The organism is Kocuria sp. APC 4018 (genome assembly GCF_030407675.1).
Classification (GTDB): Bacteria; Actinomycetota; Actinomycetes; order Actinomycetales; family Micrococcaceae; genus Kocuria; species Kocuria rhizophila.
Genome location: NZ_JASDCY010000082.1, coordinates 1 through 8905, shown reverse-complemented (window position 1 = coordinate 8905; position 8905 = coordinate 1). Strand labels below are relative to the sequence as shown.

The 8905-nt window shown below is 70.7% G+C and carries 7 protein-coding genes, 1 pseudogene and 1 riboswitch; of the genes and pseudogenes, 7 read left to right on the top strand and 1 reads right to left on the bottom strand.

Features of this window, described 5'->3' with window-relative positions; translation table 11 throughout:
* Positions 1-92 precede the first annotated feature (92 nt).
* A riboswitch (SAM riboswitch) is annotated at positions 93-207 on the top strand.
* Positions 208-298: 91 nt separating this feature from the next.
* The 7 genes from QL985_RS11365 (at position 299) to QL985_RS11335 (ending at position 7839) form a co-directional block, all read left to right on the top strand.
* Complete coding sequence (locus tag QL985_RS11365) at positions 299-1180, top strand: MetQ/NlpA family ABC transporter substrate-binding protein (RefSeq protein WP_019310875.1); 882 nt, start codon at positions 299-301, stop codon at positions 1178-1180.
* On the top strand, positions 1177-2229 hold the full coding sequence (locus tag QL985_RS11360) for a methionine ABC transporter ATP-binding protein (protein ID WP_019310876.1): 1053 nt from the start codon (positions 1177-1179) through the stop codon (positions 2227-2229). Before QL985_RS11365 ends, QL985_RS11360 begins: the two co-directional genes overlap by 4 nt.
* On the top strand, positions 2229-2885 hold the full coding sequence (locus QL985_RS11355) for a methionine ABC transporter permease (protein WP_019310877.1): 657 nt from the start codon (positions 2229-2231) through the stop codon (positions 2883-2885). The genes QL985_RS11360 and QL985_RS11355 overlap by 1 nt, the downstream gene beginning before the upstream one ends.
* A 179-nt stretch (positions 2886-3064) precedes the next feature.
* Complete coding sequence (gene ispG / locus QL985_RS11350; RefSeq protein WP_019310878.1) at positions 3065-4231, top strand: flavodoxin-dependent (E)-4-hydroxy-3-methylbut-2-enyl-diphosphate synthase; 1167 nt, start codon at positions 3065-3067, stop codon at positions 4229-4231.
* Complete coding sequence (locus QL985_RS11345) at positions 4228-5085, top strand: DUF4081 domain-containing GNAT family N-acetyltransferase (protein WP_019310879.1); 858 nt, start codon at positions 4228-4230, stop codon at positions 5083-5085. The genes ispG and QL985_RS11345 overlap by 4 nt, the downstream gene beginning before the upstream one ends.
* Positions 5086-5184: 99 nt before the next feature.
* Complete coding sequence (locus QL985_RS11340; protein WP_019310880.1) at positions 5185-7011, top strand: proline--tRNA ligase; 1827 nt, start codon at positions 5185-5187, stop codon at positions 7009-7011.
* A gap of 87 nt (positions 7012-7098) precedes the next feature.
* Positions 7099-7839 carry a TSUP family transporter gene (locus tag QL985_RS11335; protein WP_050899514.1) on the top strand — a complete coding sequence of 247 codons (741 nt, stop codon included), beginning with the start codon at positions 7099-7101 and terminating at the stop codon, positions 7837-7839.
* A 37-nt stretch (positions 7840-7876) separates the two neighbouring features.
* On the opposite strand, the pseudogene QL985_RS11330 reads toward QL985_RS11335, so the two are convergent.
* A pseudogene (locus QL985_RS11330) lies at positions 7877-8905 on the bottom strand (hypothetical protein); the annotation flags it as partial.

Genomic DNA, 8905 nt, shown 5'->3' with positions numbered 1-8905 from the left:
GGCACGCGATGACGCCGTGCGGACGGGGGCGGACCGGGCGGCGTCGTCCGGCGGTACGGGAACCTGCGAGCACCGTGCTACAGTTCTGGGCGGATGACGAGATCCGGCGCGAAGCTCTGGCTGGCCGGACGGCAACCCTCTCCCGTAGCGGGGTGCCCCAGATGACCATCCGGCCGCGGTTCGAACAGATCACGGCAAGTGCGGTTTTCCTCGAATGGCACGTGTCTGATCATTGCCCTCATCCAGGTGGGACTGTTTGCTCCGCGCATCCGTATCCCGACCCTGGAAAGGCATCACCGTGCGAAGCAAGCGCCTGATCCCCGTTGTACTGGCCACCACCCTGGGCCTGACCCTCACCGCGTGCGGCGGCCCCGAGAACACCGATCCCATGGCCGACGGCAAGATCACCATCGGCATCGTGGGCGCCACCCCCGTCCAGGATGCGTTCAAGGAGGTGGCGGCGCAGAACGACGTCACCGTGGAGTTCGTGGACTTCAGCGACTACAGCCAGCCGAATCCCGCCCTGAAGAGCGGGGACATCGACATGAACTGGTTCCAGCACATCGCCTACCTGGCGGACTACAACAACAACTCGGGTGACACGATCACCCCCGTGGGCTCCACGTCCATCTTCCCGCTGGGGCTGTACTCCAAGTCCGTGAAGTCCGTGGCCGACTTCAAGGACGGGGACGAGATCGCCGTTCCCAACGACTCCATCAACCTCTCCCGGGCGCTGAGCCTGCTGGAGCAGCAGGGCCTGGTGACCTTCACCAAGGACACGATCGCCCCCACCGAGCAGGACGTGGACACCGAGAAGTCCAAGGTGAAGGTCCGCCCCGTCTCCGCGGAGCAGACCGTGCTGTCCATGGATTCCGTGGCCGCCTCCGTGGTGAACAACGACTTCCTGGACCGCGCCGGGCTGGACCCGAACAAGGCACTGGCCCAGGACGACCCCACCGCGGACAGCGCCAAGGTGTACGACAACATCTTCGCCGCCACGCAGGCCAATGCGGAGAACGAGACCCTCAAGAAGGTTGCGGGTTTCTACTACGACGACAAGGTGCTGGAGGCCGAGAAGCAGGAGACCAAGGGCACCGCGGTGCCCACCGAGGTGGACCAGCAGGAGCTCAAGGACCTGCTGTCCCGCTACTCCGAGGACCTCAAGGGGCAGAGCAAGTGAGCCCGGCGCCCGAGGCGCAGACACTGGTCAGCTTCCGGGACGTCAGCAAGGTCTTCGTGACCGGCTCCAAGCGCCGCACGCGCACGGTCACCGCCGTGGACTCCGTGGACCTGGACATCCGGCGCGGGGAGATCTTCGCCGTCATCGGCTACTCGGGTGCCGGCAAGTCCACGCTGGTGCGCCTCATCAACGGCCTGGAACCCATCACGTCCGGCAGCCTGCAGGTGGCCGGCCGCCAGGTGGACGGCCGCAGCGAGACCCAGCTGGCCCCGATCCGCCGGGACATCGGGATGATCTTCCAGCAGTTCAACCTGTTCACGTCCCGCACCGTGGCCGGCAACATCGAGTTCCCGCTCAAACGGGCCGGGTGGAAGCCGGAGGACCGCAGGGCGCGGGTGGCAGAGCTGCTCGAGTTCGTGGGGCTCACCGAGCGCGCTGGCAACTACCCCGAGCAGCTCTCGGGCGGCCAGAAGCAGCGGGTGGGCATCGCGCGAGCGCTCGCCACCAACCCCGAGCTGCTGCTCGCGGACGAGTCCACGTCCGCACTGGACCCGGAGACCACGCAGGAGGTCCTGAGCCTGCTGCGACGCGTCAACCGTGAGCTGGGGATCACGATCGTGCTGATCACCCACGAGATGGACGTGGTGCGCGCCGTCGCCGACCGTGTGGCGGTCATGGACTCCGGGCGGGTCGTGGAGACCGGGACCACCGCGGAGCTCTTCGCGCACCCGAGGGCGGAGACCACCCGCAAGTTCGTGTCCTCCGTGATGCGCACCGTGCCGCAGGAGGACGAGCTCGCCAAGCTCCGGGCGGAGCACCCGGGCCGGCTCGTGCTCGTGGACGTCACCGACCGCAACAGGATCGGCTCGGTGCTCTCCGACGCCGCGCGGGACGGCGTGGCCTTCGAGATCGCGTTCGGCGGGATCTCCATCCTGCAGTCACACACGTTCGGGACGCTCACGCTGTCCCTCGACGGGCCCGACGACGCCGTGTCACGGGCCATCGAGGCCCTGCGCGCGGTCACCACGGTCCAGGAGGTGTCCGAGTAATGGACTGGTCCACTCTCGGCCCGCAGTTGCTGCAGGCAACCGGGCAGACGCTCTACATGGTCTCGGTGACCCTGGTCCTCGCGGGGCTCCTGGGCCTCGCGGTGGGCGTGGGGCTCTACGTGACACGCCGGGGCAACATCCTGGCGAACAGCGCGGTGTTCACCGTGCTGAACCTGCTGGTGAACTTCGTGCGACCCATCCCGTTCATCATCCTGCTCGCGGCACTGGGGCAGGTCACGGAGGCGGTGGTGGGCACCCGGCTGGGGCCCAACGCCGCGATCTTCGCCATGACCATCGGCGCCACGTTCGCCGTGGCGCGGATCGTGGAGCAGAACCTCATGACCGTGGACCCGGGGGTCGTGGAGGCCGCCCGGTCCATGGGGGTCTCGCGGTGGAAGATCATCACCACGGTGGTGCTCCCCGAGGCGCTCGGCCCCCTGGTGCTGGGCTACACCTTCCTGGTCATCGGCATCACGGACATGTCCGCGATGGCGGGGGCGATCGGTGCCGGCGGTCTGGGCGACTTCGCCCTGCGCCTGGGCTACCAGCGCTTCAACGACCAGGTCACGTGGGCCGCGGTGATCGTGATCATCATCCTGGTCCAGCTCGTGCAGTTCTTCGGCAACTGGCTCGCACGCAAGATCATGCGCCGGTGACTTTCCGTCCCGGGCTCGACGCCGCCCCCGGCCACGCACGCGCGTGGCCGGGGGCGGCGTCGTTATGCCGACGACCGGCGGGCGTCAGCCACGTCGGAGGAGTGGGGCACAATGGGGGGAGCAACGTTCGCGGGGCGCGCGACTCGGGCCCCGCAGGTCGATTCCCCTGGAGGAAACACGTGACGTCGGTCAATCTCGGCATGCCCGCAGCGCCCCAGCCCGTTCTGTCCCCGCGGCGCACAACCCGTCAGATCCGGGTGGGATCCGTGGGAGTGGGCTCGGAGTCGCCCATCAGCGTGCAGTCGATGACCACCACCCCCACCACCAACATCAACGCCACGCTGCAGCAGATCGCGGAGCTCAACGCCGCGGGCTGCGACATCGTGCGCGTGGCGTGCCCGTCCCAGGACGACGCCGACGCCCTGCCGATCATCGCGAAGAAGTCCCCGATTCCGGTGATCGCGGACATCCACTTCCAGCCCAAGTACGTCTACGCCGCGATTGACGCCGGGTGCGCCGGTGTCCGCGTGAACCCGGGCAACATCCGCAAGTTCGACGACCAGATCGAGGGCATCTCCCGCGCCGCGGAGGCCGCCGGGGTGTCCATCCGGATCGGCGTGAACGCGGGCTCCCTGGACAAGCGGCTGCTGGAGAAGTACGGCAAGGCCACCCCCGAGGCGCTCATGGAGTCCGCCGTGTGGGAGGCATCCCTCTTCGAGCAGCACGACTTCCACGACTTCAAGATCTCCGTGAAGCACAACGACCCCGTCACCATGGTGCGGGCCTACCAGCTGCTCGCGGAGCGCGGGGACTGGCCGCTGCACCTCGGTGTCACGGAGGCCGGGCCTGCGCTGCAGGGCACCGTGAAGTCCGCCACCGCGTTCGGCATCCTGCTGTCCCAGGGCATCGGGGACACCATCCGCGTGTCCCTGTCCGCCCCTCCCGTGGAGGAGGTCAAGGTGGGCAACCAGATCCTGCAGTCCCTCGGACTGCGCCCGCGCAAGCTGGAGATCGTCTCGTGCCCGTCCTGCGGGCGTGCGCAGGTGGACGTGTACAAGCTCGCGGAGGAGGTCAACGAGGGGCTCGCGCACCTCACCGTGCCGTTGCGCGTGGCCGTGATGGGCTGCGTGGTGAACGGGCCGGGCGAGGCCCGCGAGGCGGACCTCGGGGTGGCCTCGGGCAACGGCAAGGGCCAGATCTTCGTCAAGGGCGAGGTCGTCAAGACCGTTCCCGAGGACCAGATCGTGGAGACCCTGCTGGCCCAGGCCAACGAGATGGCCGAGAGCATGGAGCTGGACGAGAACGGCCAGCCCGTGGAGGGCTCCCCGGTCGTGACCGCCGGGTGATCCGGCGTCGGGGCGCGCGGGCGCTCGCACCCGCCGCCGTGGACCCCGCGGCACTGGACCGGCTTCTCGCGCAGGACCCGGTGGCCTCCGTGTTCGTGGCGTCGCACGTGCAGCGGGTTCGTGCCTCCGGGGCCCGCCGCCCGCCGGTGTACGGGGTGGCCGCACCCTCGGGGGAACTCGTGGGTGCGTGCTGGGCCGGGACCAACGTGGTCCCCGTGGTGCTGGACGAGCGGGGAACGGACCTCGTGGCGGACGCCCTGGCCCGGGGCGGGCCCCGCTTCGCCTCGTTCTTCGGCCCGGCAGAGCCGGTGCTCGGACTGTGGGAGCGGCTGCGGGACTCGTGGCCCGCGCCGTTCGACGTGCGTCCAGTGCAGCCCCTGCTGGTCATGGACCGAGACCCCGACCCCCGCCTGCTCGCCGGCCCCGCGAGTTCCGTGCACTGGGGGAGCGAGGCGGACCTCGAGCGGGTGCTCCCCGCGGCGGCCGCCATGTTCACCGAGGAGGTCGGCTACTCGCCCCTGGGCAGTGGCGCCCACGGCTACCGGGAGCGGATCCGGTCCCTGCTGCGCGACGGTCGCACCGCGGTGCTCGCCGACCACCGCGGGGACGTGGTGTTCAAGGCCGACATCGGCTCTCTGCACGGCGGGGTGTGCCAGATCCAGGGGGTGTGGGTGGCCCCCGAGCACCGGGGCAAGGGCCTCGCCGTCCCCTGCATGGCCGCGACCGTGGCCATGGCCCGGCGGCAGGCCCCAACCGTGAGCCTCTACGTCAACGACTACAACGCCCCCGCGCTGGCCACCTACCGCCGTGTGGGGTTCCACCGTCACGGGGATTTCGCCACCGTGCTCCTGTGAGCACGGTGGGGCTGACCCCCGGGACGCGCCACAGCGATAGACTCGCCGCAGACATCAGCAGCTTCGATCGGCCCGGTCACGGGCGGTTAGGACCTATTCGTGCCGCTTCGCCTCAGTTCCCTGTTCCTGCGCACCCTGCGTGAAGATCCGGTGGACGCCGACGTCGACAGCCACAAGCTGCTCGTGCGCGCCGGCTACATCCGCCGCGCCGCCCCCGGCATCTACACGTGGCTGCCCCTGGGCCTGGCCGTGCTGCGCAGGGTCGAGAAGATCGTCCGCGAGGAGATGGACGCGATCGGCGCCCAGGAGGTCCACTTCCCGGCGCTGCTGCCGCGTGAGCCGTACGAGGCCACCAACCGCTGGACCGAGTACGGCGAGAACCTCTTCCGGCTGCAGGACCGCAAGGGCGCGGACTACCTCCTGGCGCCCACGCACGAGGAGATGTTCACGCTGCTGGTCAAGGACATGTACTCGTCCTACAAGGACCTGCCCGCGATGCTCTACCAGATCCAGACCAAGTACCGTGACGAGGCCCGTCCCCGCGCCGGTCTGCTGCGCGGGCGCGAGTTCATCATGAAGGACTCCTACTCCTTCGACGTGGACGACGCCGGGCTGGACGAGTCCTACGCCAAGCACCGGGCGGCCTACGTGCGGATCTTCGAGCGGCTCGGGCTGCCCGTGGTGGCGGTCTCCGCCACCTCCGGTGCCATGGGTGGATCGCGCTCCGAGGAGTTCATGCACCCCTCGGCGGTCGGCGAGGACACCTTCGTCCGCTCCGCCGGCGGGTACGCCGCGAACGTGGAGGCCGTGACCACCGTGGTCCCGGAGTCCGTGGACTACGCGGACGCACCGCCCGCACAGGTGCACCGCACTCCGGACAGCCCCACGATCGAGACCCTCGTGGCCCGGTCCAACGAGCTGCACCCCCGCGAGGGCGAGCCCTGGACCGCGGCGGACACCCTCAAGAACGTGGTGCTCTCCGTCTCCCTGCCGGAGGGACGCAGACAGCTCGTGGCCGTGGGCATTCCCGGGGACCGGGACATCGACCTCAAGCGGGTGGAGGCCGGCATCGGCGAGGCCCTCGGCGAGGGGGGTGAGCTGGAGGTCGCGGCCGCCACGGAGGACGAGCTGCGGGCCGTCCCCGAACTGGTCAAGGGCTACATCGGTCCGGGACTGACCCGGGACGAGCCGCTGCTCGGCGCCGAGTCCCTGACCCGCATCCCCTACTTCGTGGATCCCCGGGTGGTGCCCGGCACGCGTTGGATCACGGGCGCGAACGTCGCGGAGTCCCACGTGTACGACCTCGTGGCGGAGCGCGACTTCACGTGGGACGGAACTCTGGAGGCCTGCACGGTCCGCGACGGCGATCCCGCACCGGACGGCTCCGGGCCGCTGGAGATCGCCCGTGGCATGGAGATGGGCCACGTGTTCCAGCTCGGCCGCAAGTACGCGGAGGCACTCGGCCTCAAGGTGCTGGACAGCAACGGCAAGCTGGTCACCGTGACCATGGGCTCCTACGGCATCGGGGTCACCCGGGCGCTCGCGGCCGTGGCGGAGTTCTACCACGACGACAACGGCCTGCTGTGGCCGCGCGATCTCAGCCCCGCGGACCTCCACGTGGTGGCCACGGGCAAGGGTCCGGAGGTGCTGGAGGCCGCCGAGGAGATCGTGGCGCACCTCGAGGCCGCGGGCATCAGCGTGCTCTTCGACGACCGTCCCAAGGTCTCCCCGGGCGTGAAGTTCCGGGACGCCGAGCTGCTCGGTGTGCCCACGGTGCTCGTGGTGGGGCGGGGGCTGGCCGACGGCCTGCTCGAGCTCAAGGACCGCCGCAGCGGCACCAGCCGGGACATCCGGCGGGACCAGGTGGTCGCGGAGATCACCGCCGAGCTGCAGGGTCAGAACGGCCCCGCAGCCGAGTCCCTGTAGCGGACGCGCGACGCACGGACGGTGGATGCCTCGTTCCTCAGCGGCTCCGGGCTGGAGTCGGCAACTCCCGGGCTGATCGCCCTGCTCATGGTCACCGGTCTGGCCGCGGGCTTCATCGACGCCGTGGTGGGTGGCGGCGGTCTGCTGCAGCTGCCGGTCACGCTCATGATCCCGGGACTGAGCCCGGTCCAGGCGCTGGCCACCAACAAGATGGGCTCCGTGTTCGGAACGGCCACCTCAGCGGTGACCTTCTACCGCAGGGTGCGCCCGGACCTGCGCACGGCGCTGCCGATGGCGGCGGTGGCCGCGCTCGCGGCGGGCGGGGGCGCGGCGGTGGCCGCGGCCCTGCCCGAGTCCGTGTTCACGCCGATCATCGTGCTGGCACTGATCGCGGTGCTCGTGTTCACGGTGGCGCGTCCGTCCATGGGCCAGCTCACCGAGCTGCGCCACACGGGCGCGCACCACTACGCCCGGGCCGTGGCGCTGGGTGCGCTGATCGGCTTCTACGACGGTGTCATGGGCCCCGGCACCGGATCCTTCCTTATCATCGCGCTCGTGTCCGTGCTGGGGTACAGCTTCCTGGAGGCCAGCGCGAAGGCCAAGATCGTGAACCTGGCCACGAACCTCGGGGCGCTGGCCGTGTTCGCGGCCCACGGCTCCGTCCTGTGGGGGCTGGGTCTGGTGCTTGGGCTGAGCAACATGACCGGCGGCTACCTCGGCGCGCGCACGGCCGTGGCGCGGGGCAGCTCCTTCATCAGGGTCGTGTTCTTCGTGGTGGTCACCGCGCTGATCGTCAAACTGGGGTGGGACGTGGTCTCCGGCTCGTGAGGTCCGTGGCCCCGCGCGGGCTCAGGGCCGTGCGTACTCAGGGCGCGGCGGGAAGCACGGGCACCGGTTCCTGCGGAGCAAGGGCCTGTGCCGTGCGGACGGTGTCCCGCAGGGCCGTGAGCAGCCACACGCGGTCCTCGGAGGGCGACGACGCCGCCGCGGCCAGCAGCGCGCGTGCCGTCTCCTGCTGCGTCAGTCCCACGCTCCGCGCCGGTTCCACCGCCAGGTCACGGGGGAGGTCGTGCCGGGCCGCCACGGGTGACGGCTCGCACGCCAGCAGGGGCTCGACCCGGGGCTGGGACAGCGTGGCGCGAACGTCGTTCGCCACGGTGGTCACGGTGTCCCGGGCGGGACCGTCAGCCATCACGGCGGTGGCGGCCTCGGCGGTGAACGCGGAGCGGTCCAGGGCGGTCGCAGCGGCGAGCAGGTCCTCCTGGCACGGGGCCTCTGTTCCGGTGGGGGAGCCGGCATCCGCGGTGCCCGGCATGGCCCCGGGACGTGCGGAGTCAAAACCCGTCCCGCCGGAGGAACTCGTTGGCACGGCGGCAGGGCTCGTTCCCCGGCCGGAGTCACCCGGGCCGCCCGTCGCCGGGCCCGCCCCCTCGCCGGAGGGGCCCCCGGCGGTGTCGAGCGGAGAGTCGGGCGCCTGCGCGGGAGTTTCCGCGCCCATGCTCTGCTGCGCGGCCCACCAGGACGCGGCCACGGAGGCCGTGTTCCCGGCCAGTTCCTCGTCCGGTGCTGCGACGGACAGGCGGGCCATCCGGTCCGCGGCGTCCGCCAGATCAGCCGGAGGGTTCCACTGCCCGCCCTGTTCGTCGAGGCGTCGTTGCTGCGCGGGTGTGGCCGCGGGACCGAGGGCATCCAGCTGCTGAGCCAGGGCGTCGTCGGGAAGCACGGCAGGATCCGGGGTCAGCTCGCTCCGCACGGACTCGACCGTGGCGCGCGCGGTGAGCCGGGCGGTGTCGTGCTCGGACAGGGGGCGCCAGTACGCCCAGGCGCCTCCCGCGAGCACCAGGATGAGGAGCACGGCGAGGACGGCGGCCGTGATGCGCCAGGGCCGCGCGGG

Coding starts and splice junctions, on each gene's coding strand:
- QL985_RS11335 (WP_050899514.1), top strand. CDS start 7,099: ATGGTCACCGGTCTGGCCGCGGGCTTCATCGACGCCGTGGTGGGTGGC.
- QL985_RS11355 (WP_019310877.1), top strand. CDS start 2,229: ATGGACTGGTCCACTCTCGGCCCGCAGTTGCTGCAGGCAACCGGGCAG.